At 58.1% G+C, this 25,268-nt stretch carries 21 protein-coding genes; 4 read left to right on the top strand and 17 right to left on the bottom strand.

The annotated features are described in order from the left end of the window. Positions 1 to 3: 3 nt before the first annotated feature. The 14 genes from M7Q83_RS00585 to M7Q83_RS00520 all read right to left on the bottom strand — a co-directional run bounded on the left by M7Q83_RS00585 (position 4) and on the right by M7Q83_RS00520 (position 17,114). A complete protein-coding gene (locus M7Q83_RS00585) occupies positions 4 to 615 on the bottom strand; it encodes a hypothetical protein (RefSeq protein ID WP_298334299.1) in 612 nt (203 codons plus the stop codon). Then, positions 605 to 1,855, bottom strand: a complete 1,251-nt coding sequence (locus M7Q83_RS00580) for a hypothetical protein (RefSeq protein ID WP_298334297.1) — start codon at positions 1,853 to 1,855, stop codon at positions 605 to 607. The genes M7Q83_RS00585 and M7Q83_RS00580 overlap by 11 nt, the downstream gene beginning before the upstream one ends. Before the next feature lies 1 nt (position 1,856). Next, complete coding sequence (ilvC, locus tag M7Q83_RS00575) at positions 1,857 to 2,879, bottom strand: ketol-acid reductoisomerase (protein ID WP_298334295.1); 1,023 nt, start codon at positions 2,877 to 2,879, stop codon at positions 1,857 to 1,859. Then, a complete protein-coding gene (ilvN, locus tag M7Q83_RS00570; RefSeq protein WP_298334293.1) occupies positions 2,880 to 3,452 on the bottom strand; it encodes an acetolactate synthase small subunit in 573 nt (190 codons plus the stop codon). After that, entirely contained in the window at positions 3,452 to 5,158 is a 1,707-nt protein-coding gene (locus tag M7Q83_RS00565) for an acetolactate synthase large subunit (protein ID WP_298334291.1), read from the bottom strand. The genes ilvN and M7Q83_RS00565 overlap by 1 nt, the downstream gene beginning before the upstream one ends. A 200-nt stretch (positions 5,159 to 5,358) precedes the next feature. Continuing rightward, entirely contained in the window at positions 5,359 to 7,044 is a 1,686-nt protein-coding gene (ilvD, locus tag M7Q83_RS00560; RefSeq protein WP_298334289.1) for a dihydroxy-acid dehydratase, read from the bottom strand. Positions 7,045 to 7,167: 123 nt separating this feature from the next. Beyond that, positions 7,168 to 8,631, bottom strand: coding sequence for an Asp-tRNA(Asn)/Glu-tRNA(Gln) amidotransferase subunit GatB (gene gatB, locus M7Q83_RS00555; RefSeq protein ID WP_298334287.1), 1,464 nt, complete (start codon positions 8,629 to 8,631; stop codon positions 7,168 to 7,170). After that, the gene (gene gatA, locus M7Q83_RS00550) at positions 8,628 to 10,064 is read right to left on the bottom strand and encodes an Asp-tRNA(Asn)/Glu-tRNA(Gln) amidotransferase subunit GatA (protein ID WP_298334285.1); all 1,437 of its coding nucleotides are present in this window, start codon (positions 10,062 to 10,064) and stop codon (positions 8,628 to 8,630) included. The genes gatB and gatA overlap by 4 nt, the downstream gene beginning before the upstream one ends. After that, positions 10,061 to 10,360 carry an Asp-tRNA(Asn)/Glu-tRNA(Gln) amidotransferase subunit GatC gene (gatC, locus tag M7Q83_RS00545; protein WP_298334283.1) on the bottom strand — a complete coding sequence of 100 codons (300 nt, stop codon included), beginning with the start codon at positions 10,358 to 10,360 and terminating at the stop codon, positions 10,061 to 10,063. Before gatC ends, gatA begins: the two co-directional genes overlap by 4 nt. 66 nt (positions 10,361 to 10,426) lie before the next feature. Next, positions 10,427 to 10,870, bottom strand: a complete 444-nt coding sequence (locus tag M7Q83_RS00540) for a hypothetical protein (RefSeq protein WP_298334281.1) — start codon at positions 10,868 to 10,870, stop codon at positions 10,427 to 10,429. A 76-nt stretch (positions 10,871 to 10,946) separates the two neighbouring features. Continuing rightward, complete coding sequence (locus tag M7Q83_RS00535; RefSeq protein WP_298334279.1) at positions 10,947 to 12,971, bottom strand: PASTA domain-containing protein; 2,025 nt, start codon at positions 12,969 to 12,971, stop codon at positions 10,947 to 10,949. A 346-nt stretch (positions 12,972 to 13,317) separates the two neighbouring features. Beyond that, positions 13,318 to 15,306 carry an NAD-dependent DNA ligase LigA gene (gene ligA, locus M7Q83_RS00530; protein WP_298334277.1) on the bottom strand — a complete coding sequence of 663 codons (1,989 nt, stop codon included), beginning with the start codon at positions 15,304 to 15,306 and terminating at the stop codon, positions 13,318 to 13,320. After that, complete coding sequence (gene mnmA, locus M7Q83_RS00525) at positions 15,299 to 16,357, bottom strand: tRNA 2-thiouridine(34) synthase MnmA (RefSeq protein ID WP_298334275.1); 1,059 nt, start codon at positions 16,355 to 16,357, stop codon at positions 15,299 to 15,301. Before mnmA ends, ligA begins: the two co-directional genes overlap by 8 nt. Continuing rightward, the gene (locus tag M7Q83_RS00520) at positions 16,350 to 17,114 is read right to left on the bottom strand and encodes a glycerophosphodiester phosphodiesterase family protein (RefSeq protein WP_298334273.1); all 765 of its coding nucleotides are present in this window, start codon (positions 17,112 to 17,114) and stop codon (positions 16,350 to 16,352) included. The genes mnmA and M7Q83_RS00520 overlap by 8 nt, the downstream gene beginning before the upstream one ends. A gap of 35 nt (positions 17,115 to 17,149) precedes the next feature. On the opposite strand from M7Q83_RS00520, the gene M7Q83_RS00515 reads away from it, so the two are divergent. The 4 genes from M7Q83_RS00515 (at position 17,150) to M7Q83_RS00500 (ending at position 21,198) form a co-directional block, all read left to right on the top strand. Then, positions 17,150 to 17,743, top strand: a complete 594-nt coding sequence (locus tag M7Q83_RS00515) for a hypothetical protein (protein WP_298334272.1) — start codon at positions 17,150 to 17,152, stop codon at positions 17,741 to 17,743. Positions 17,744 to 17,817: 74 nt separating this feature from the next. Next, positions 17,818 to 18,633, top strand: a complete 816-nt coding sequence (locus M7Q83_RS00510; RefSeq protein WP_298334270.1) for a prolipoprotein diacylglyceryl transferase family protein — start codon at positions 17,818 to 17,820, stop codon at positions 18,631 to 18,633. Beyond that, positions 18,620 to 19,936: a nicotinate phosphoribosyltransferase gene (gene pncB / locus M7Q83_RS00505; RefSeq protein WP_366526344.1), complete on the top strand. Its 1,317-nt coding sequence runs from the start codon at positions 18,620 to 18,622 to the stop codon at positions 19,934 to 19,936. The genes M7Q83_RS00510 and pncB overlap by 14 nt, the downstream gene beginning before the upstream one ends. A 38-nt stretch (positions 19,937 to 19,974) precedes the next feature. Further along, a complete protein-coding gene (locus M7Q83_RS00500) occupies positions 19,975 to 21,198 on the top strand; it encodes a serine hydrolase domain-containing protein (protein ID WP_298334268.1) in 1,224 nt (407 codons plus the stop codon). A 954-nt stretch (positions 21,199 to 22,152) separates the two neighbouring features. Here the strand turns inward: M7Q83_RS00500 and M7Q83_RS00495 are convergent. The 3 genes from M7Q83_RS00495 to M7Q83_RS00485 all read right to left on the bottom strand — a co-directional run bounded on the left by M7Q83_RS00495 (position 22,153) and on the right by M7Q83_RS00485 (position 25,265). Beyond that, complete coding sequence (locus M7Q83_RS00495) at positions 22,153 to 22,737, bottom strand: helix-turn-helix domain-containing protein (protein WP_298334266.1); 585 nt, start codon at positions 22,735 to 22,737, stop codon at positions 22,153 to 22,155. Between the two features lie 163 nt (positions 22,738 to 22,900). Then, a complete protein-coding gene (locus tag M7Q83_RS00490) occupies positions 22,901 to 24,301 on the bottom strand; it encodes a glutamate decarboxylase (RefSeq protein WP_298334264.1) in 1,401 nt (466 codons plus the stop codon). A 55-nt stretch (positions 24,302 to 24,356) separates the two neighbouring features. After that, complete coding sequence (locus tag M7Q83_RS00485; protein WP_298334262.1) at positions 24,357 to 25,265, bottom strand: serine hydrolase domain-containing protein; 909 nt, start codon at positions 25,263 to 25,265, stop codon at positions 24,357 to 24,359. Positions 25,266 to 25,268: the final 3 nt, after the last annotated feature.

The following is a 25,268-nucleotide window of genomic DNA, read 5'->3' as shown; positions in this document are numbered from 1 at the left end:
CCCTTAATCTTGTGCGGTCTTGGTCTCCAATCGACGTGTCTGATGAGCAAGGAGCTGCAGTGCCTCGGAGTCTGAGTGCATGACGATCCCTACACCAACCACACGAGCCTGCTTGAGGCGTTCCACCACCGATGGGGAGGGCACAAACCCGGGCGGAGTCACGACTACCCAAACCGGCAACAATCGAACAAGCATGACCGCCAGCGAGAGCGCAAATCGACCGTTAGCGTCGAGGCGACCGGCGGGTTCATTCGCCAAAGGGAGCAGGCCAACCTCCTCAAGAACCGCTCGAAACGACGGAACCTTTCCGAGCCGAGGGGGCCCTATCCGCACCGCTAGCGCGAGATGTTCGAGCACCTTGAGCGAGTGCATAGGCACAAAGCCCCCAAAGGCGATACCGAGCACGGAGCGCGCCTCCCGACTGCCGACTCGAGCACCAAGGACACTGATCGCAGCGTGGGGATCCAAGCCAAGAAAAGCCCGAACAACCGGCTCCGGTGGGCCGCCGGTCAAGAGCATCGTCTCACCCTCAGCGAGCTTCCATGTCCCTAAACGTAGCGTCGCATCGCCATAGGCGACCGAACCCTGCACTTCAAGCACCGTCTTAGGTGTCACGGACCTCTCCCTGCCACCAACTGACCAGCGAGACACCAACGATTCCCATGATGACCGAAAAGCTCGTTCCCGTGATCACGTACTCGAGGAAGAGTCCGTGGGCCCCAAAGGCGTTGTTCAGTTGCACCAACGGGGCAAGGGCACACCCAGCGAGCGCAACGGCGAGCACCCCACTCACCCATCGCTCTTGCGCGAGATGGACATCTGTGGCCATCACCCGAAGCGCGACTCCCGCGCCAAGGAAGCCCACACCGCAACCAAGTGCGATGACCACAGCGGTCCCAAAACCGATGAGAAAGCTCACCCGCCAGGCAATGCCGATCGCCATCACAACGAGTACGCTCGACAACAACGCCGGCACCACCGACCCACGCCGCCCATAGGATCCGCGCGTCCGCGGCAGAACCCCGAGGAGTCCCTCCGGCGACACGAGTGTCGCAGCGATGGGACTCAACTCCCAACCAAGCCAACAACCAATGGCCGCCACAAGCGGTCCGAGCACCAGCAGCCCCTCGGCAAGACCGATACCCAACGGCACGAGTGCCAGTGTCACGAGCAGTACCCGCAACCATGTCCTTGTCTCCAGTCGAACAACGCTAATCGCGCCCAGGGTCAACCCAGGATAACGCAACAACGACGATAGACTCAACGACTGCTCAACAAAACGTCCATCCAGAGCACGTGCCCGTTGCACCTGCGGCGCCCAACGGGACCCGACTAGGACAACGATCCCGATAAACAGCGCGAACACCGATCGCTCCAGGGCACCGTCTCCAATGAGCAGGTGGGATACGCCGCGTTGAATGACCAGCGCAGTGCCACTTGCCACTCCGACGATCCAGAGCAACACCCCAAGCCCTAGGCCCAGATCGATCCCGATACCCGCCACCGTCCACCGGTTTAGGCCAACCATCCAGAGGGCGAGCGCACCCGCCAGCAGCAACCAAGGTGCCACGTCTTGGTGGATGAGGCCCTGGTGGCGCAGTGCGTACCAGGCAACCGCTGCGTAGGCGATCGTGACCACCACGACCACTACGGCCACCGCACGACTCCAGCGCTGCCCAAGGCTGATAGCACTCGCGACGAAGAAGGCTGAGAGCAGACCGCCTCCGAGCGCAGCTCCAGGCAGCGAGTGCACGACCTTGTCGAGATCACGATCAAGAACGGCCACGAAGACGATCAAACTGACAACCCCCCACAACACTGGTTTACGCCAGGCACGCAGGGCAAGAGGGGTCACGTCAACCGCCAGACACCTCGGTGATCTTCGACTTCGTCGACAGGAAGGGCATCATCGCACGCAGCGTAGCGCCAACTTGCTCGACCGGTTGGTCCTTTGCCTGCTGGCGGAGTTGATTGAAGTGGGGACGCCCAGCCGCCATCTCGTCGATGAGTTCCCGCGCAAAGGTTCCATCCTGAATCTCGCCAAGAATCCGTCGCATCTCTGCCCGCGTCGCCTCGTTCACCACCCGTGGCCCACGCGTGAGTCCCCCGTACTCCGCAGTCTCTGAGACCGAGAACCACATACCGGCTAATCCATTTTCATAAAGCAGGTCGACAATGAGCTTCATCTCGTGCAGGCACTCGAAATAGGCGGACTCCGGCTGATAGCCAGCCTCGACCAACGTGGTGAAACCAGCGACGATGAGCTCGCTCAAACCACCACAGAGCACCACCTGCTCACCAAAGAGATCCGTCTCCGTCTCTTCGGCAAAGGTCGTGTCAAGTACGCCAGCCTTGGTGGAACCGATACCCCATGCATAGGAGAGAGCGAGCGCGTGACCGGTCCCCTGTGGGTCATTTGCGACAGCGATCAGCGACGGAACGCCGCCACCCTCTTCGTAGGTGCGGCGCACAAGGTGTCCAGGGCCCTTTGGGGCCACCATCATCACCGTTACGTCCTCAGGTGGAACGATCTCCCCGAAGCGGATGTTAAAGCCATGGGCGAAGCCAAGCGTTTGACCTGGACGAAGGTGTGGAGCTACCTCGTTGTCGTAGATCTCTTTTTGCACCGTGTCGGGTGCGAGAAACATGATAAGGTCCGCCCAAGCGACCGCCTCTGGCACCGACAGAACCTCGAGTCCACTAGCCCACGCCTTATCGCCAGAGGCCGACCCCGGGCGAAGCGCAACACGAACCTTAACGCCGGAGTCGGACAGGTTCAGTGCGTGGGCATGTCCTTGCGAACCATAGCCGATGATGGCAACACGGGTGCCATTAATGATGGATGGGTCTGCGTCCTTGTCGTAGTACATGTGAGCCATTTACGATACTCTTCCCTTTCTCGGTCGACGTGTCGGTTTTGGTAGCTTGCTAAGAGCAATCCTACCGGTTCGTTGCAGCTCAATCAGACCAAACTCAGCCAGGAATGCCTCGACGTCGTCAAGCTTCTCTGGAGAGAGCGCGAAGACCACAGTCAATCGATCCATCGAGACGTCGATGATCTCACCATGAAAAATCTCTACCAGCTCCATCACCTTCGCCCGGGCACCCGCTTCCGCATTAATCGTGGCGAGCATACACTCATATTCGAGTGCATCCACTGGGTCGATCTCGGTAATTTTGATCACGTTGATCAACTTATGCAGTTGCTTCGTGATCTGTTCAAGTGGCACTGTCTCGACGTCGACCACAATGGTGAGACGCGAAAAGCGTTCATCGTCAGTAGGTGCAACCGCTAGCGAGTAGATGTTAAAGCCGCGTCGGGAGAAGAGCAACGCTACCCTGGCAAGCACGCCAGCTCGGTTCTCTACTAATACACTCAGGATATGATGGCGGCCCTCCACCGGGGGACGAATCGATCCAATCGGTACGAGGTTCGATGATCGCTCCGCCATCATCGACTCCCCTGCTGGTGCGGAGGCAACACGATGTCATCATTTGGCGCGCCGGCCGGCACCATCGGATAGACCTTTTCGAAGGTGTCAACCCGAAAGTCAATCACTACCGGTCGGTCATCGATCTGGTTCGCCTTCTCGATGACTGGGTCAACTTCACTGACCTGGTCGACACGGAAACCAACCGCGCCCATTGCCTCAGCCCACTTGACATAGTCAGGCAGATCGGGTGAGAGAAAGACCTCGGAGTACCGCTCCTCATAGAACATCTCCTGCCACTGGCGTACCATACCAAGATAACCGTTGTTCAAAATAGCAACCTTGATTGGGATGCGTTCAGCCGTCGCCGTCACCAACTCCTGCGCCGTCATCTGGAAACATCCATCGCCGTCGATGACCCAAACCGTGCTCTGAGGACGGCCGGCTTTCGCACCGATCGCGGCCGGCACAGCAAAACCCATCGTTCCGAGTCCCCCGGAGTTGATCCACGAGTTCGGCGACGCGAACTGGAAGTACTGCGAAGCCCACATCTGATGCTGCCCAACCCCCGAAGCCACGATCGTGTCAGCCGGTGCAAGCGCCGAGAGTCGTTCAACGACATACTGAGGTTTGATAGCCGCACCGGGTAACGAGGGTTCATAGGAGTAGGGATAGTGTTCCTGCCAGGCGTGCAGTTGGGCGACCCAGGCCGAGAGATCCGCCCCTTTGGCAGGCAGGTGCCGCGTAATCTCTGGAATCACCGACTTCACATCTCCGACGATTGGAACATCGGGACGGCGCACCTTACCCAGTTCAGCCGGATCGATATCAACGTGGATAATGCGCGCCTTGGCCGCAAAGGCATCCACCTTTCCGGTCACACGGTCATCAAAACGAGCTCCGAGTGCGATCACCAAATCAGCCTGTTGCAGCGCCGTCACCGCAGTAAAGTTGCCATGCATGCCGGGCATACCAAGGCAGAGCGGATCGGAGTCAGGCAGCACTCCTCTGGCCATCAGCGTCGTCACCACTGGGATGCCAGATCGATCCACCAGTGCTCGCAGCTCCGCTGCGGCATTGCCACGGATCAACCCACCACCTGCATAGATGATCGGCCGTGTGGCCCCCGCAATCATGGCAGCCGCCTGCTCGATCATCTTGGCGTGCCCCTTGACCGTCGGCTGGTAGCCGGGCAGATCGAGCCGGCGCGGCCAGTACCACTCCATCGTATCGTTCGCCACATCTTTGGGGAGGTCGACCACGACCGGTCCAGGTCGACCTGTCGTCGCGACATGGAAAGCCTCAGCAATCACACGCGGGATGTCGCTAGCCTTGGTGATCAACCAGTTGTGTTTGGTGACCGACATCGTAATCCCTGTCGTATCGGTCTCTTGAAAGGCATCGGTACCGATCGAGGTCGTAGCCACTTGCCCGGTGATCACCACAATCGGTATCGAGTCAACGTAGGCGTCGGCGACGGCGGTGACGATATTGGTGGCCGCAGGACCGCTTGTCACAATAGCCACCCCTGGCTTCCCGGTCGCCTGCGCAAACCCTTCCGCGGCATGGCCAGCACCCTGTTCATGGCGAACCAGAATATGCCGGATCGGCGACTCCAAAAGGGGGTCATAGACGGGAAGAATCGCCCCACCAGGGAGGCCAAATACCGTCTCAACCCCCTGCATTTCAAGGGATTTAATCAACGCCTGTGCTCCGGTTAACTTCATGATCGTCTCCTCCATGCATACGCACTAGCAACGCATCGCCAATAGTTCTCCGAGCGGGCATCCTCACGAGCGTAGATACGAAAAGACCTCCCGCGAAGGGAGGTCTTGGGCACGACGCAGCGAAGAGCCGTGCCCTAACGAAGGAGTACTACCAGCGCGCGTCGAATAGTCATACGAGGAAGCATACCCAGTCTGGAGTGCTATCCGCCAGTTACCGCTCCAATATCTGCCCCTTTGACCAAAAGAGCGTACTTCCCGAGCGCTCCCTCGGTGTAGCGCGCGGGTGCCGGAACAAAAGCTTGCCGTCGAAGCTCCAGCTCTGTCTCGTCCACCAGTAACTCGATCGAGTAGGAGGGAACATCGATCACGATTCGGTCGCCATCACGGACCAGACCGATAGGTCCACCATCGGTGGCTTCCGGCGCAACATGGCCGATGCAGAACCCGTGCGTTCCGCCAGAGAAGCGGCCATCGGTGATCAAAGCAGCATCGTGACCACGCCCGGCACCCTTCATCGCCCCCGTTACCGCCAACATCTCACGCATCCCAGGTCCACCTTTGGGCCCCTCGTAGCGAATCACCACCACATCCCCAGACTGGATCTCTCCGGCGAGAATGGCGTCAAGTGCCGCCTCTTCACGATCAAACACCCTGGCAGTTCCGTCAAAATGCTCCTGATCAAGACCGGCCACCTTCACGACCGAACCTGCGGGTGCGAGCGATCCCCGGAGTACAGCGATCCCGCCAACCTTATGGATCGGCTGATCATAATGATGGACGACCTCCCCATCTGGACGCGGTGGATCATAGGCACGCAACTCTTCGGCGAGTGTTCGTCCGGTGACTGTCAGACAATCACCATGCACAAGGCCAGCCTCAAGGAGTTCGCCGAGAACCACCGGGATCCCGCCGATACGATCCAGATCGGTCATGTGGTACTTGCCATGGGGTTTTGTGTCAGCGAGGTGAGGGACTCGAGCCCCGACTCGATTGAAGTCGTCGAGGGTGAGTTCGACCTTGGCTTCATAGGCAATAGCCAGCAGATGGAGGACGGCGTTCGTCGACCCGCCAAGCGCCATCACGACAGCAATCGCATTCTCAAAAGCCGCTTTGGTCATGATTTGGCGAGGTGTGATCCCCAACTCCAACAGGTTCATCACCGCTCGACCAGCCTCAAACGCGATGTCCTCTCGGCGACGATCAACCGCCGGTGCCGAGGCAGAACCGATCTGGGCCATTCCCAGTGCCTCCGCCACGGACGCCATCGTGTTAGCGGTGTACATCCCCGCGCAGGAGCCCTTGGTAGGGCACGCGTTGCGTTCGACATCGCCAAGTCGCTGCTCGTCGATGCTGCCGGCAGCATAGGCGCCAACCGCCTCGAAGACGCTCACAATATCGAGTGTCTCACCGCGGAAGCGACCAGGAAGAATACTCCCACCGTAGACAAAGACAGAGGGGAGGTCGAGGCGGGCCGCCGCCATCATCATTCCTGGGAGCGACTTATCGCAACCAGCCAAGGTCACCATCGCGTCAAAGCGCTCAGCGTGCATCATCAGCTCTACCGAATCCGCTATCACCTCGCGAGAGACCAAGGAGGAGTGCATGCCTTCGTGACCCATCGATATCCCATCCGAAACGGCAATGGTGCCGAACTCCAGCGGCACACCGCCGGCGGATCGCACGCCGGCCTTCGCACGCTGTGCGAGATCAGAGAGCACGAGATTACAGGGAGTCACCTCGTTCCACGAGGATGCGATGCCGATCTGAGGCTTCGAGAAGTCCTCATCATTGAGGCCAACCGCCCGCAGCATCGCCCTCGCTGGTGCTCTCCTCGGCCCTTCAGTCACCTCTTGGCTACGAATGCGAATCGACTTGGTATCACTCATCGTTTGGTTTCCCCTCTGGTCGTGGTGCAACTCTAAGCCACTGTAGCCTCACTCGACCCTGGACGACGCCGCGCCAGCTGCGCTCTCGACGTCTCGGGAACGGACGCCACCACGACGAGCAAATCAGCCAGCCCCGCTGCGCGCCTCATCTGCCAGCTCGACCAAGGCCTGACGGGCGTCAGCACCCGAAACCTGGCGTCCGTGTTGACGCATCACCTGCCCCAACAAAAAGCCGGCGACCTTCTCGTCACCGCCCAAATAACGACTCCATTCATCGGGAAACTGCGCAATGATCCCCTCCACAATCGCCCTGATCGCGCCCTCATCACGAGCTCCAAAGCCGAGCTTGGCCATCAACTCTGCGGCCGGGGCAGGATCCGTGCAGGCCTCGCGCAGAAGGACCTTCACTTGCGAGGCACCCAATTCCCCCCGATCCTCCATGGCGAGTACCGCGACAAAGCGTTCCGGAGTCAAGACACCGATATCGGCAAACAATGCCGTTAACTCGTTGGCACACCGCGCAGCCGCACGTGTTGGTGTGATGCCAGCATCGATAGCAGCCCGGAAATACGGCCAGCATTCATCGGTGATGATGGTCTCACGAAGGTCATCACGCAACTGGGGCAGGATCGTCACGACATCACCACGCCGCTTGCTCGGAAGTTCTGGGAGCTGTGCTCGACGCTCCTCAATCAGGGTGAGGTCAGGGGCTACTGGCGGTAGATCGGGTTCGGGGAAGTAGCGGTAGTCATTGGCCTCCTCCTTCAGGCGTAGGGCTCCAGTCAACGAACGCTCCTCGTCCCAGAAGCGCGTCTGTTGGATCATCACCCCCCCATCCTCATAGAGCTGCACCTGGCGGCGACCCTCAAACGTCAGCGCACGCACTAACGAACGAAGGGAGTTCAGGTTCTTGATCTCTACTCTTGTCCTAAATTGCGTCTCACCAATCGGACGCACTGAGACGTTGGCATCGACTCGTAGAGATCCCTCCTCCATACGCCCATCGCTTGCGCCGACCGCCACCAGGATGGCACGCAGTTCAGTCACGTACTCCTTGGCCTCCTCCGGATCGCGAATATCGGGAGCAGAGACGATCTCAAGCAGTGGAACGCCTGACCGGTTATAGTCGATGAGCGAATACGCAGCGGACTCAATGCGTCCATGTCCCCCGCGGTGGACTAATTTGCCGGTGTCCTCCTCAAGGTGGGCTCGTTCGATACCGATCACGCGTCCTGAGGGTAGCTCGAGGTGTCCATTGGCATTGATAGGCACATCGTACTGCGAGATCTGATAGTCCTTGGGCATGTCAGGGTAGAAGTAGTTCTTCCGATGAAACTGACTGCGTTGGATCGTAGCGTTCAGTGCTAAGCCAACTCGAATGGCAAAATCAACCGCCTGCGCGTTCATGACCGGAAGACTCCCGGGCAACCCGAGACAGACGGGACAGATCGACGTATTGGGTTCCTCACCAAAGGCGTTCGGACATCCACAAAATAACTTACTCTTGGTCTTGAGCTCCGTATGGACCTCTAGACCGATCACATACTCCCAACCCTCGGCCGGCCCGGTTGTCGCTCGCTGGGTCAACGTAATCCCTCCTCGACGGCGTAGGCTCCACGAAACAGTAGCTGCTCTGAACGAGCAGGACCAAGCAGTTGCACGCCGATCGGTAGGCCATCGGAGTCGACCCCAGCCGGAATGGAGAGGGCGGGATCACCCGATAGGTTGGAAGGTATCGTGCAGATGTCTGATCGATACATCTCCACCGGATCCGCCGCGCGCTCGCCGATACGAAAGGCCGTTGTCGGCGAAGTAGGGCTCAAAAGCAGATCAACACTCGTATATGCACGATCGAATGCGGCGCGAACCAGCGAGCGTACCCGCTGGGCGGTGACGTAAAATGCATCGTAGTATCCAGCCGATAATGCATAGGTTCCCAACATGATTCGACGCTTGACCTCAGGTCCAAAACCCTTCGTCCGAGTCGCAATCATCATCTCCTCTACAGTGGCTCCCGACTCACGGAGTCCATAACGGACACCGTCATAACGGGCCAGATTGGACGAGGCCTCAGCTGGAGCCACAACGTAGTAGGCCGCAAGACCGAAGGCAAGCTCGTCAAGTCTGATCTCGGTGACCGTCGCACCCGCCTGTTGCAGGGCATCGACCGCTCGTACCAGTGCAGCCTGGACTTCGGGGCTTGCGATCTCGACAAGGTTCGTCACCACACCAATACGCACACCGCGTACCCCTTCGGCTAGCGAGGACAGGAGCGTTGGCGCTATCTCTTGGAGCGAGGTCGCATCCCTTGGGTCATGACCCATGATGCACTCGGCAACGAGCGCGGCATCCTCAACGGACGCGGTGAGCGGACCGATCTGATCGAGCGAGGAGGCAAAAGCGAGGAGGCCGTACCGGGAGACTCGACCATAGGTCGGCTTGAACCCAACGATCCCAGTCAACGCGGCAGGTTGACGGATTGAGCCTCCCGTATCCGACCCGAGTCCAACGAGCGCCATCCTGCTTGCAACGGCGGCAGCAGAGCCGCCTGAGGATCCACCAGGTACCCGTTCAAGGTCATAGGGGTTCTTGGTGATCTTGTAGGCAGAGTTCTCCGTTGAAGAGCCCATAGCAAACTCGTCAAGGTTGGTCTTACCAAGGACAATGCCATCCTGATCGGTGATGCGGTCGACGACCGTTGCATTATAGGGAGGAATCCAACCCTGGAGGATTTTTGATGCAGCGGTAGTCGGAAATGTCGTCGTACAGAGGTTATCCTTTAGCGCGACCGGCACCCCTGCCAATCTGCCGAGTTTCTCTCCTCGCGCGCGCCGAGCATCCTGAGCGGCGGCCCTACTCCGCGCAGCATCGAGGTCAAGCGAGAGAAAGGCATCGATCTCCGGCTCTTGGATCGCGATCTGTTCCTCATAGGCGTCAATCACCTCAACAGTGGTGATCTCGCGTTCCTCCAACCGACGCTGCAGTTCAGCGATCCCCCAATCGAGAATCTCGTCGTTCATTGTGCTCCTAAGATACGAGGTACGCGAAAATAGTCCTCTTCGGCGCTTGGAGCCATGCCGAGGACGACATCCCGATCGATCCCTGGCTGGACAACATCATCTCGAAGGAGGTTGACCGTCTCCAGTGGATGATCCATCGGAGGGTACTCAGATAGATCCTCGGAGTTCATCACCTCAATAACGTCGAGAATCCGGGAAAGCGTATCTTCATACTCCCGAAGTTCCCCATCGCTCAACGACAGCCGCGCCAGCTGCGCGATATGGGCGACATCCGCTTGGTCGATCCGTTTTGTCATCCTCCAGAGCCTAGACCTCGTCGTAGGCGAGTCAGCCAATCACGAGGCACCACAGAGGAAAAGCAGCTAGCTCGTGATCGCCTTCATCAACGTCGACATCGGATCGTCATCCGTTCTCCCCGCGAAAACTTGTGTTAAACCAAGGAGTTTCGTCATATCGCCCGTCACGAGTATTTTTCCAGCGATGAACGACTCAATGGCTCGCTGGGGATTGAACTCTACAAAAAGAGCCTTTGCCGTCTCGTAGTCGAGCGATACGGTAAGGTCCGCCTCGTCGAGCTCCCCTAGGTCGAGCTCGACGACCCCTGAAGACGTGTCGAGATACGCCTTCAAAGGTTCCTCCTGGAATGGACAACCGGAGATAATCTGGTTCATTCTGAGTGCGACATCGACTCGCATCGGTTCGATACCAAGTCGCTCTGTGATCCCTCGAAACTCGTCAAGCCATTGGGGACTCAAGAACTCATACTGACTCAGCCCATCGAGCATCGAAATGTCGAAATCTGCCATACGTCAAACCGCCTTTTCTCTTCGTATCACTCTACAAGCTCGTAATGATCGGGAACATTCCAACCATCCGATCTGCTCACGGAATGACTAACAGATTGATACTCGCGCCATAGAGCACCGTCTGGCCAGCTCCAGGGCTCTGGTATTGAACAATGGAGCCACCAAAGGGAGCAGATACGGTACCAATGGCAAAACCCTGGCTCTGCAAGGTCGACTCAGCCGATCCAAGGGCATCACCAACGACGTTGGGCACCTGGACGTAGTGCGGACCAAGTGACGAGACGATCGTCACGCTCGACCCAACCCCCAACACGGTCCCGGCGCTCACCGACTGCGATAGCACGTCGCCGCTAGCTACCGAGTTCGAGTACCGCTTTTGGACCTGGTAGACGAAACCCTGGTTCGTGAGATCCCCCTCTGCAGTCGCAAGCGAGGCGCCGACAACGTTCGGTACCGGCCGGGGTGCAGGACCCTTCGATACCACGAACCTCACGATGGAGTGGTAGGGAACCCGCTGATTGACTGGCGTCTCTCCCATCACAACCCCGGCCGGGACGTCTGGAGAGTATTCATACTTGGGGTCAACCCGGAAACCCTTGGCCAACAATGCACGTTGTGCCATGGCGAACTGCGCCGATTGGTAGGAGGCCACGTAGACCGGTGCGTGGCCCTTGGATACGTAGAGCACGACATCACCATCGGGGTGCACATTCGCCCCTACCGACGGACTGGACCCAATCACCCGTCCCAACGGTACGCCCGTCGAGTAACGGTCTTGGACGCTCACATGAGCAATCCCCTCACCTCGCAGGCGTTGGGTCGCAGCCACCGCCGTCAAGTTCGCAACATTGTCGACCTTGATCTCCCGAAAGTGTTGGTAAAGCACGGCCGCACCGAGCGCCGCGGCAACCAGAATCGGCAACAAGAAGAACAGGAGCCACCAAGGTCGGCGACCACCCACCTCCTCGGTCTCGGGGGGGAAGGGTTCCACGTGCACCGGCTTGGCCACCTCGAGCACTGAGGTTGGCTCATCACCCTCGTCTCCTATTGGTGCCACAAGTACGGCGGTAGCACCATCACCTCGATCCGAGGCAAGATGCTCCGTCAGGTCACCAGCGACCGTCGCCCCGTCACCAAGCCACTGCAAACTGTCGTCCATCACCGCCTCGGGGGTCATTGCGGTCAGTACTTGCCCGCCGACGAAGAGTGGCTCTGGGTTCGTGAGATCCCGAGCAAAGGCGTTCCAAAGGTGTTCGATCTCCGCCGCACTTGGACGGCGGTCCGGTTCGCGGTCCAGCATCGAAACGATGGAACTCGCGACCGGATCCTCTGGATTGGGATTGACCACTGGCTCACGAAGCCGCGCAAACGCTAGGGCCAGTTGAGTATCTCCCTGGAAGGGGATAGCGCCAAAGAGCGCCTCATACAATACAAGCCCGAGCGAATAGACGTCACTACCGGGAACCGAACGCTTCCCTTCGACCTGTTCTGGTGCCATGTATCGAGGGGTTCCCAGAATGCCGCCACCGGTCTCCGTCGCTGAGCTCTCCGACAGGGCACGCACGAGTCCGAAGTCTGCAATTCTGACACGACCTCCATCGTCGAAGAGGAGGTTGGCAGGTTTGATATCTCGGTGTAAAAAGTTGCGATTGTGCGAGTACCCGAGTGCCGAGGCCGTCGCGGCGCCGATCTGTACCACCTGGGGCGTGGTGAGCTCGACGCCTCTGGCATAAAGCTCCCGCAGTGAGCCGTTCGAGAGGTATTCCATCACCAGATACGGCTCACCCTCGTCAGAGCCCCAGTCAAAGACCTTCATGATGTTGGGATGGTTCAGCTGTGCGGCTGCCTGTGCCTCGTCACGGAATCTTCGCAGAAAAATAGGGTCGTCGGCAAGCCCGCGCTGCAACAGCTTGATCGCCACGGTGCGCCCTAACCGATCATCAACCGCCCGGTAGACAATACCAGCACCACCCGAACCTCTTCGAGCCACCACCCGATATCGGTTACTCAGGACCCGACCAATGTTCTCGTCCGTACCTGCCGCCTTCGCCAGCTCGTTACCTACCTTATGACGACCGCCTGACCTAGCGGTCAGCTCCACAAATCCAGCTATAGCCTACACCAAGGCGCACTGAAGCATTCGCACCTCTCCTGCCGGGCTTCGCCGAAGTCTCAGCAAGATCGTTCGCTCCGACCCGGGGACAGGATTGTATGCCAAGTCCCACGGGATTGTTTCCCCAAGCGTTGTGGGCGAGTTGTCGCACCCCGTGTTACTAACGCCTTATCGCACCCCGTGTTACAGGCGCGTTATCGCACCATGCGTTACAGGCGCGTTGTCGCACCCCGTGTTACAGGCGCGTTGTCGCACCCCGTGTTACAGGCGCGTTGTCGCACCATGCGTTACAGGCGCGTTGTCGCACCATGCGCCATACTGCCTGCCATCAGGCTCATGTCACTGTCTGCTGCCCTCGAGACGCAACGATCGCAGAGAGTCCAGGTAAATCGATGACTGGGATGCCGAGCTCGATCGCTTTGGCGAGTTTGGATCCCGCACGCTCGCCTGCTACGAGATAATCGGTTCTTTTAGAGACCGCCTCTATCACGCGACCTCCATGCTCGACGATGAAATCACGGATCTGCTCACGAGGGCCATCCGGGAAACTCCCGGTGATAACGAAACTGAGCCCCATCAACTGGTCCGATGTCGTAGGAGCAAGGTCGGCAGCTCTTTGTCCACGCACGCCAGCATCGATAAGCCCCGCCAAAACCTGTGACCCGTACGGATCATCTCGGAAATGGACGACAGACCTGGCTACCGTCTCACCAACACCATCCAAGGCAACCAACGCCTCAACGGTAATGGTGAGGAGGTCATCAAGTGCGCCCATCGATGATGCAACTACCTGGGCAACGTGGACACCGACATTATCGATGGCGAGTCCAAAAAGAATTCGATGGAGCGGACGTTGGCGGGCGGTTGCAATACCCACCATAAAACGTTGGATCATCTTTTCACCGACGCCAGGAAGTTGACCCAACTCGTGGGGTCCAAGACTGAATAGATCCGAGGGGATCCTCGCCAACCCGAGTTCAACGAGCTGACGTGCCCGTACTTCACCAAGACCATCGATATCCATGGCATCACGAGATCCAAAATGCATCAGACGCTGGACAAGCTGCTCTGGGCAGAAACGATTTGGACAATGAAAGTCAACCTCATCAAGTACACGGATGAGACGCGTTCCACAGCTCGGACAGAACGCAGGAAACTGGTAGCGGGCTAGTTCCCCAACCCGTGCTCCAAGCACTGGGCCCACCACCTCGGGGATGATCTCGCCTGCTTTTCGCACAACTACAAGGTCTCCTACTCGAACGTCCTTGCGCTCGATCTGCTCTGCATTGTGCAACGTTGCGCGGGAAACCGTTGAGCCTGCAACGACCACAGGTTCAAGCTCCGCAAAGGGGGTTATCTTACCGGTTTTACCGACGGAGATCTCTATCGCAAGCAGCCGGGTCAGCTGCTCCTCGGGGGCAAACTTGTAGGCAATCGACCAGCGCGGCGCTCGTGAAGTCGCGCCCACTCGCCTACGATCCTCGATGCGATCTAATTTGATCACCACACCGTCGGTATCATAATCAAGCTGGGTGCGAGCCTGATCGAGTTCCTGTATACGGGTAGCAAGCTGTTCCCGCTCGACCAACGCGGCGTGCTCTTCAACGGCGAAACCGAGAGATCCAAGTAGCGCGAGCGCCTCATGATGGGTCGCGGCCTCAATGGGCTCCTCAAGCTGATAGGCAAAAAAAGCGAGGCCGCGACTCGCAGTGATCCGAGGATTCTTCTGACGGAGACTCCCAGCCGCCGCGTTCCGGGGATTCGCAAATGGAACCTTGAGCTCCGGATCTTGGTTCAACAACTGGAACGCCGACCGGGGCAGATAGATCTCTCCACGAACCTCAAGCGGAGCATCATGGGCGATGCGTTTGGGTATCGAATCAACCGCGTAAATATTCGCCGTAACATCCTCACCTGTTCTCCCGTCGCCACGAGTCGCTGCTTGCAGCAGGATCCCATGCTCATAGCGCAGGCTCAGGGCTAATCCATCGATTTTGAGCTCCCCAAAGAGCGCCGGTTCTCCACCCAAGAGCCTCGCAAGTCGATCGACCCACGCGTTCAGGTCCTCGATCGCAAAAACATTATCGATGCTCAGCATTGGAGTCTCGTGTACTACCGGTGCGAAGAGTTGCACTGGCGGCGCACCTACTCGCTGGGTTGGCGAACTCGCCACCACGCGTTCAGGGTACTGCTGCTCGAGCTCGACCAGTTCACGATAGAGCACATCGTACTCAGCGTCGGTCAGGACCGGCGCATCAAGCGCATAGTACGCATAACTCGCTCGATCGAGCAACGACCGGAGGTCATCAATCCGATCACTCATCAGCAGTGACCCGTGCCGGCATCGCCACCATCGCTGACCCTACCACGAGGTCCTCCTGATAGAGCGCAATCGTCTGGCCGGGTGCGATACGCCGAGTTGGAGTTGCGAACTCCAACGCCGTCTCGCTGAGCACCGCCGGGACTGTGGTTCCATGAGCGCTCCCCTGAATCTGACCCTCCTTCGGCCAGCCGTCACCCAGATAGTCCATGGCGGTGGTAACGACAAGTCTGTCGGTCTGCAGTCGGTCGATGGTTCCCACCTGGATCACCCGCGTCGTCGGGTCTTTGGCCAATACATAGCGACGCATTCCATCGCCAAGGCCACCGATCCTGCGACGCTGCCCGACGGTCACCGTCTCAAAAGGACTCGCGTCCTCGTACTCGTGTCCCGTCACCGTGTCGATCACTTTGGTCGCATGCAGCGTTCCTCTCGAGGAAAGAAAACTCTCTTTACCAGCGTGCCGAGAGATAAAACAGACCTCAAGCGAATCCGGCTTAGCGGCTGTGCGCAGCTCAAGCTCGGCGGCAATACGACGGACGTCGTCTTTAGTCATCTCCCCGACAGGGAACAGTAACTTCGCTAATGAACGCTTCGGAATCACTGAGAGCACGTAGGACTGATCTTTCGCGACGTCTACCCCTCTTCGGATCAGCGGAACACCTCGATCAAAACTGATCCTTGCGTGATGGCCAGTGGCGAGGTACTCGAACCCGAGTTGAGCCGCCCGGTCAACTAGCGCAGCAAATTTGATGCTCCGGTTGCATTCAATGCAGGGGTTGGGAGTCTCTCCTCCGAGGTAGCCCCACACGTAAGGATCGACGACACTGGTTTCAAACTCCTCAGTGAGGTTGAACACCAGGTGTTTGATACCGAGTTGATGCGCCACATAACGGGCATCCTCGACGTCGGCCACTGAACAACAGCCTGAGTCCGAGGCTCCACCCCAGAGTTTGAGGGTAACACCAACCACCTCGTGGCCCTCTTGCACCGCTAACGCAGCAGCCACCGAGGAGTCAACACCCCCTGACATCGCCACCATGACTTTAGCCATGATAGAACTCCAACACTCTCGCTGGATAGTCGGTCACCACGACATCAACACCCATCGTTTGCACACGCCGTAGATCCTCCTCTTCGTTCACGGTCCAGACCCAAACTTCAAGTCCTTGATGGTGCGCCCAGTCAACGAGTTGCACACTCAGATACTCACTACCCATAAGGGTAAGCGGAAGTGAAAGCACTTCGAAGGCGGGTTCAGAGATCACTTGATTATGAAAATCTTGATACCATCGAACCGCCTCAGCACTCGATGCAGCAGTGCGTACTGCTGGGAAACGTTGCCGAAATCGAGTCAGCGGTGGATCAAGAAATGAAGCGACAACCACCCTTTTGCCCATTGCATACTCTTGCAAAAGTTCGCCAACCGCCTCCTCTACCCATGAGTCGGCCCCTAGATCCTCCTTGATGTCGATTGAGACCTCGACATCTCCACTGATGGCGAGCACCTCTCCGAGCGTTACGATCCCGACGCGACTGGAAGCGCTACCATTGCTCAGATCAAGCGTGGTGCGCAGGGCCTTGAGCGAATAGTCATGAATGGCACCGACAAGGTTTGTCGTGGGTTCAAGGTGGTCGTCATGGAACACGACAAGTTCGTGGTCCTTCGTGGGATGAATATCGAGCTCTAAAGCCACACCCAGGTCGATCGCAGCACGACGAAAGGCAGCCATCGATGACGCAACCCCCTCGCCCATACCTCCACGATGAGCGGCGATGTGTGGACACTGAAGCCTTGGTGCAGCGGTCATGTCAACCCTCCTGGAGCGACTACAATCGTAGGCGAATGCTCGATCATCTTTTTCTTCGCTTCATAGCCTCGCTCAAAACCTCCCTCAGCTCCTCGATGCTCGAGCGCGCAGGTTTAGAAGAGCAGCTCCATAACGACCTCATGCTTGGAGATCTAACCTTCGAGACCTCCTACAGCCTACCGGGAGAGGCCTCCCCACCCCACGTGCGTGCCGACCTTACGGTCGAGTGGCCCACCTGGAGCCAAGGCTCCTACCGTAGCTGGACACTCGGCGATGGTATTGAAGACCCGATCGAGATCGTCATTGAAGTAGCTCTTCGTTTCACTGGGCTAAGCGCCCTTCCGATGACGCCTCAACAGCTTCTGACCCACCTGCCACGCCACTCATCGCAGAGCATTCTCAATGCACCGATGGAACTCCAACGCGTCACCATCGAGACGAGCTATGACATCACGACCGACGACACTGAACTCAGTGCTGAGGTCGTCTACGAGACAACTTGTGTCATCGATGAGCAGGTGATCGATGACGACGAACTGGTACAGGTAGCGATCAGCCAGCTCACCGGATGGATCGCCTCCGTCCTCGTACAAGCAAGCGATATCCCTCTGACCTATCTGCAACTATGAGCACCATCGTCTACGAATACCATCCTGACTGGTTTAGAATAATGACTACCCAAAGCGATTGGAGGTAAAGCGCAGTGCGACCGATACCTGTTGCTTTCCACATCGGACCACTCGTGCTCCACACCTATGGTTTCGGCCTAGGTATCACGTTTTGGTTCGCCTACTGGTACTTGAGCCGCCGGTTCCAACACTACGGTCTATCGACAAGGTGGCTAGAAAAGTCCTTCATATGGATCATCGTCATGGCCGTGGTAGGTGCGCGAACGGTACACTGCATCGCCAATATCAGCTACTATCTCGCTCACCCAATCCTGGTGTTCGCGGTCTGGCAAGGCGGTCTCTCCTCCTATGGGGGGATCGCGGGCGGTCTGATCGTTGCTCTGTATGCACTACATAAGTACAACCCAGAAATATCTTTTCGGACAGCTGCTGACGTAACAGCTCCGGTGTTGTTGGCCGCCTGGGCCATGGGCCGATTGCTCGGTCCCCAGCTCATGTTCGCAGGTGGTGGTCATCCGACCACCGCTTGGTATGGCATGAAGTATGCCGGCGAGGTTGGCTATCGGATACCGGTGCCTATTTTTCAGTCAATCGAAACGATCATCACGTTTTCGATCGTACTGGGGCTCTCCCGACTCTACCCACAATGGAAGATGCCAGCACTCTCACTCGCCGTTACCGCCTACGGTATCTGGTCGATCGGACGCTTCTTCGATGAGTACCTTTGGCTCGCGGTGCCCCGTGTATGGGATGCCGTCGAGGTCTTCGCGCTGATCAGTCTGGCGGGGTCGATCGTACTAATGCTCGTATTGCTTTCCAGAAGAGGCAAGGACACCCCGGTGCTCGCGCCGCCACCACAACCCCTTGCAGCCGCCGATGCACATGGCTGAACATACCTCTCTCTTCACAGATAGGTATGAGCTCACCATGCTCGAAGCATCGCTCCAGAGTGGGATCGGTACAAAGCGAGCGACCTTTGAGATTTTTGGACGTGGGCTGGGGGGGCGAGCCTATGGGGTCACCGCCGGCGCCGCGCGAGTCGGTACGCTTCTCGAAGGGTTTACCTTTGACGAAGCTGATCTCGACTATCTCGGACGCAACTCCATCTGCTCCAAGGAGACGCTCGACTATCTGGCCAACTTCCGCTTTGCGGGTTCAATCTACGCCTACCCTGACGGGGAGCTCTATTTCCCCTTCTCTCCCGTCCTGCGACTCGAGGCGAGCTTCGCCGAGGGACTGATACTCGAGACGCTCCTACTCTCAGCGCTCAACTTCGACTCGGCCATCGCCACTGCGGCCTCACGAATGGCGCTCGCCGCTCGTGGGAGAACATTGATCGAGATGGGGACTCGGCGTACCAATGAGAATGCTGGTGTCGTCGCGGCGAGAGCCGCCTACATTGCGGGTTTTGCAGCGACCTCCAACCTCGCCGCTGGGCAACAATACGCGATTCCAACGGCCGGTACCATGGGGCACGCAATCGTCCTCGCTCATGACAGCGAGGCAGCCGCCTTTCGCGCCCAACGGACCATCGCGGGAGAAGCGACAACGGCACTCGTCGATACGTACGATACGCTCAACGGTATCCGCACGGCTATCGATGTTTTCGGACCCTCACTTGCCGCTATTCGCATCGATTCAGGCGATCCCTTTGCTACCTCGATCGCCGCTCGACAGCTGCTCGATAGCCTTGGGGCGACAAAAACACAGATCCTCGTCTCAGGAGATCTCGACGAGGCAGCGATCCACCGGCTACACGATGCCCCCATCGATGGCTTTGGCGTCGGCACCAAGCTTGTGACCGGTTCTGGCATCCCGACAGCGGGTTTCGTCTATAAGCTCGTCTCCATCGAGCGCGGAGGAGAACCGATTGCCGTCGCCAAACAGTCAGAGGCCAAGACCTCCGATGGCGGCGCCAAGACCGCGTACCGACGCATACGCGAACAGCACGCTATCGACGAGTTCTCAATCGATCCCGAGGCCATCATCTCCTCAACGTCTGCGGATGCGTTGCGGCCGTTGCAGGTTCCAGTGATCGTTAAGGGCGAGAGGGTTATCGATGACAATCTTGAACACTGGCGACGGCTCCATCAGGAGTCGCTCGAGGAGCTCGGATCCTATGAAGATCTGCTCTCCGCCACAGCGCCGCTGCTGCAGTGCCATTACCTTGGTCCAGGAACGGTGAAGGTCTAGCGTTCACGACTCCTACGCCTATCTGAAAGGAATCTCCTATGACCATCGAGATGACATCGCTTGAGGAGGCTGGACTCCATCGACCCCAAATTGAAGCCCTGCTACGGCATATCGAAGCCTATGTTGATGCCGGCAAAATCCCGGGGTTTGCCCTTCTCATCGCTCGGGATGACGCGATTGCGCTCCGCCATTACTATGGACTAGCTGATCCGGTCGCCCAGACCCCAATCACCGACGCAACTCTTTATCGCATCTACTCGATGTCTAAACCGATCACTTCGGTCGCGCTATTACAGCTTGCCGAGGCCGGACTGGTCGATCTCCAAGACCTAGTCGGCGACTACATCCCCTCGTTTCGCAACATCCAGGTGCTCGCTGGGGGGTCAACCTTAGAACCCTTATATCGGCCTGCCATCGAACCTGTTCGGGTGTGGCATTTGCTCACCCACACCGCCGGGTTAACCTACGGCTTTCACAATCAAACAATCCTCGATACACTCTATCGCCAGCATGCCTCTGAGCTGAACCTCCCCGCTGACCTCACACTTGGGGACCTGGTCGATCGCTACGCGCAACTTGGGCTTCTTTTTGACCCAGGTCACGGTTGGAACTACTCGGTAGCCACCGACGTCGTCGGCCGCCTGATTGAAGTCATTAGCGGTAGGCGGCTCTCAGAGTATCTTCGAACCGAAATCTTCGAACCTCTCGGAATGATGGATACCACCTTCGAGGTCGATGCTGATCAACTTGGCAGGGTCGGTGGGCTATACCTACGGACTGAAGGCGATGGAATGCATCGTCTCGGTGGGCCAGTCCCGGAACGACGAGTCTTTCCCGTCGATATGGGCGGTGGTGGACTTTACTCTACAATCGACGACTACCTACGCTTTGCATTGATGTTGCTACACCGGGGATCCTTGGACGGTAGCAGAATTCTCGGACCTCGAACCGTCGATCTGATGACGACCAATCACCTGCCCGGAGGTGCCGACGCGATCGACCTGTGCCGGTATCATCCCCAGCCGATTGACGAACCAGGCAAAGGTTTTGGCCTCGGAGTCTCTGTGGTCACTAATGCAGCTGCCGCAAAGAACTTCAGCTTGGACGGCGAATTTGGGTGGGGCGGGATGGCAAGTACAAACTTTTTTATCGCTCCTCGCGATCAGCTCAGCGTCATTTTCATGACCCAGTTAATCCCGTCAAGCGCTTACGCCTTTGGGCACGAAATTCACCGAATGTTGATACCTGCTCTGACGAGCTAACCATTGCAACCCCGTGTGTTGGTTCTATGACCCATGCCGCACCTCGTGCAAGGCGCTTCGACCACGGGCCCTCCAGGTTCAGTTCTCGCCTCACCGCAACGGGTACCAAAATAGGAACGGTTCGCCGCGTACTCGACCTCGATGGCTGTAGCCGACGTCAACCTCGCCGGGCAATCCTCCGGGACCGATCCTCAGGCAACTGCCCACACCGCAGTGGCCCTGTACACACGTTCGGGGTGGAGCTCCGAATCTGCACACCAGCAACAACGATCCTCTCCTCAAGGGGGTTGCCGGCCACAACAGCCCCGTAGATCGCTGTTCGCGCACCCGAGGGCCACACTCGCAGAGCTCCAACCGTCTCGTTACCCCTGGATGGGCACGGAAGCCCGCTGCAACCTCGGTCGCAGCTCAACGACACGGTCCTCGTCCGTCTCGTCGGGGTCCACTACGGCTACCCGCTGGCCCTTTGAGTCGACGGGGCCGTCACTAGCTACTCGACGCCAAACCTCGCCAGCCGGTGTTCGACGATGGCACGCGAAGTTGTCGAATCAACGGGGACACGCTAGCGCTTCGCGCCGCTTGTTGCTCATCCCAGCTCCGATTTGTGTGACCACTGCGCTCACTGCCACCCACGATGGAGGTCGAGCCATCCGCTGACCCAGATCTGCCCATTGGTCATTGAACGACACTCGCGTGAAGCGCCGCCGCTGGAGTCTTCTTCGTCGAAACCGTTGACGAGAATGAGCTTTTCGACCCACCGAACAGGAAGCGGCAGCTTTGCCTTCTGATACCACCGGCAGGAGGTGCACCCACCCCGATAGATGCATGACAACGTACTAGTCCACCCGTTCGTGGATTGCGGTCCACCGCCCGGACGGCAGGTGCGAACACTCCGGGGTATGCCTTACCGCACAGACGTAGTCGATACGGACACCGGCACCCCTATCCCTCGGCTCAGTCATCCTCATGAGGGGAATCAAGGGGAGAGACGAGCTTCGCAATATCCACCCTGCGCGCCTCTGGGGGAATCGTCTCATAACCATGAGTCCGTGCGGCTGCCAGAGTAGCGAAATGACCAAACGAGCGATCGAGTGCTCGTAATTCATCAACGGTCAGCCAACCGGTGCCTTCATGGATACCGCTCACCTCACGCCAATCCAGGCTGAGGTCGCTGACAAATCTCCGATACGCCCTAAAGCGCTCGACGACGGTTGCAATCATCTGCTCTGCAAGCGCATTGAAGCCGCTCGTGAGCTCACCAGCATCATCGGCAACGGTGATGCCAAGATACTTGAGACGCCAAGGGTGTTCCCGTCGACTGGGAACCTCAACCGCTTCCACAAAGTCGTACTTTGCCAGCTGTCGAAGATGGAACGAGCAGTTCGCTGCCGTCGTTCCCAGAATGCGAGCGGCATCGGCCGCCGTGATACTCTCGTGCTGCCCCAGTAGATCGATCAGCGCAAGTCGTAGCGGATGCGCGAGCGCCTTGATTGAGCCGACATCTGCGAGCACTCGGGTCGGTAGGGACTCATGTTGCATCGTTGGTGGGCTACTATCTTCGTTTGGCATACATCCTCCACGAGGAGCAACGAGGCTACACAATCTCCATGCTTATCGCGATCCCCTGCCACTCCAGTATGACACAGCATCCTAAGGGCAACGTCGTGCGTGCCCATCCTCCTTGCGGTGCAATCCTGAGGCGCTAGTGATGGAAGCCGTTGACATGCGACGACGTTGGCATAGGAGCGTCAAGGTCCTCGAGTTCCTGGACGGCTCGCTTGATATCATCGACAAACAACGCGGCCATGTCACTTCGGAAGCCGTTACGCAAGACCGCTCTCATGATGAGTTCATCCGACAAATTATCGGGCATTGGATAGACTGGTACCTGCCATCCACGCTCCCGCAGCTTCGAAGAGAGATGGTGGAGGTTCCAGTTGGGGTTTGCATCGGCAGTTTTGGTCCACGCAACCACCGGCAGCGCGTCACCCCGAGCGATGACCGACATCGATGCGAGATCATCGACTCCCGCAGCGATGATGGCGGCGGTGTGTTGAGTCTCGCGTTGCACCCGTGTGTAACCCTCAAAACCTAAACGGATCAGGTTGTAGTACTGGAGCAGTACCTGTGCGCCGGGACGAGAAAAATTGAGTCCGAAGGTTGGCATCTCGCCCCCAAGGTAGGACACTTTGAAGATCAACTCGTCAGGCAACAGATCTTTGGTCCGCCACAATACCCAGCCAAGACCCGGGTAGACCAAACCATACTTGTGACCCGAAGTGTTGATCGAGTGCACGCGCTCAAGGGAGAAATCCCACACCAATTCTGGTTGGAGAAAAGGTGCAACAAACCCACCCGATGCCGCGTCGACGTGGACCGGGATATCGAGTTCTGTCCGTGAGGCGAGATCATCCAGTGCTCGAGTGATCTCCGCGATAGGCTCGTAGATGCCGGTGTAGGTCACGCCGAGAATAGGAACCACACCAATGGTTCGCTCATCGACTGCTTCAAGGACTCCACGGGCGGTGAGGTACGGCTCCTCATGGGTAATAGGGACGTAGCGCGGCTCTACCTCAAAGTAGTTCGCAAACTTCTCCCACACGACCTGCACCGATGAGCTAAAGACGATATTGGGTCGATCGACATCCTTACCCTCAGCTCGTCGTTTGGCCATCCACCTTCGTTTCAGGGCCAAGCCGGCAAGCATACATGCCTCAGATGAGCCGGTCGTTGAAGTTCCAATCACATTTTCTGGGTCTGGTGCATGCCATAGGTCACCGATAATGGCGATACACCGATCTTCAATTGCGGCGGTCTGTGGGTACTCATCCTTGTCGACGATATTCTTGTCGACTGCCTCGAGATACAGCTGATCAGCTTCAGGCTCCATCCAGGTCGTCACAAACGTAGCAAGATTCAGTCGTGCAGAACCGTCGAGGTCGATCTCGTCACTGATCAACTGGTAAGCTGCCTGGGCGCTCATCCCAACGGGGGGAATTTGGTACTTTGGTATTTCATGATCGGGTCCGTCGGCGTACATAGGGTTTACCCGTATGCCATCAGACACCTTGTTGGAATTGTGGCCGCCACTGAGTCGAGTCATCGTCGTATCCTCCTTGGACCAAGGATAGCAGACGCCCCTTTGTGATCACTGAGTGCTACGAGGAGGCAAGCTCCTCGACAATAGCATTGTTGAGCACTGGCCACCGATTCTTTGCCCACGCTCCAAAGGGTTTTGTGCCGAGAAAGACAGCGAAAAACCGCTGAACGGGATCGATCCACAGAAAAGAGCCGCTCTGTCCAAAATGACCATAGCTCTGCTCCGATACCGCTGATCCCATCCAATGCGGCGCTTTCGTGCCCCGGATCTCGGGTCCGAGGCCCCACTGGTTTGGGTCTTGGCGACCGTAGCCTGGCAAAACACCGACTAGTTCAGAGGCGAAGGGGGTACGAATCGCCATGAGGGTCCCGGCAGTGACAAGCGAAGGATAGCAAAGCACCCTCACCAAACTGACGAGATCAGCGATTGTCCCAATGAGCCCAAAGGCGGCCCCTGTCACTGGTCCTGTAGCAAGTACGCTTGCAGGATAGCTAGCTTGCGTCATGCCAGCAGGCTCCAAGACAGCTTCCCTCGCGTACTGATGAAAGGGCATTGTACAGTACTGCGCGATTCCATAACCCAGCAGTTCATAGCCGAGGTTGGAGTATATGCGCCGTTCATGAGGCGCGCAAATCGGTCGAACCTGCCAAGGTGTACTCATGGACGCATCGGCTACCTCGCCAGTAGGAAGACCCGACGCATGCGACAGGAGATCCTCCACAACGAGTTGCTGGTCCCCCAGGGGCGTGCTTCGCTGCAGGGACGCCTCCTCGATAGCCACATGCACTGCGAGCGCAGTGACCAGCTTCGAGACCGAGGCCCAAGGCCGTGCAGTAGGGCCTTGGCTCTGATGCCGCACCACGAGCTCCTGGGCGCCGACGTACCCGTAGGCGAGATCCTCACCTGGGCGCAGAGCCTGCCGTACGGCAGCGCCCATCGCCACTTTGCTCGTCGCTGCCTGGCTCAATGC

Origin of the sequence: Ferrimicrobium sp. (assembly GCF_027364955.1) — a bacterium.
Taxonomy (GTDB): domain Bacteria; phylum Actinomycetota; class Acidimicrobiia; order Acidimicrobiales; family Acidimicrobiaceae; genus Ferrimicrobium.
This window is presented reverse-complemented; position numbering and strand designations above follow the sequence as displayed.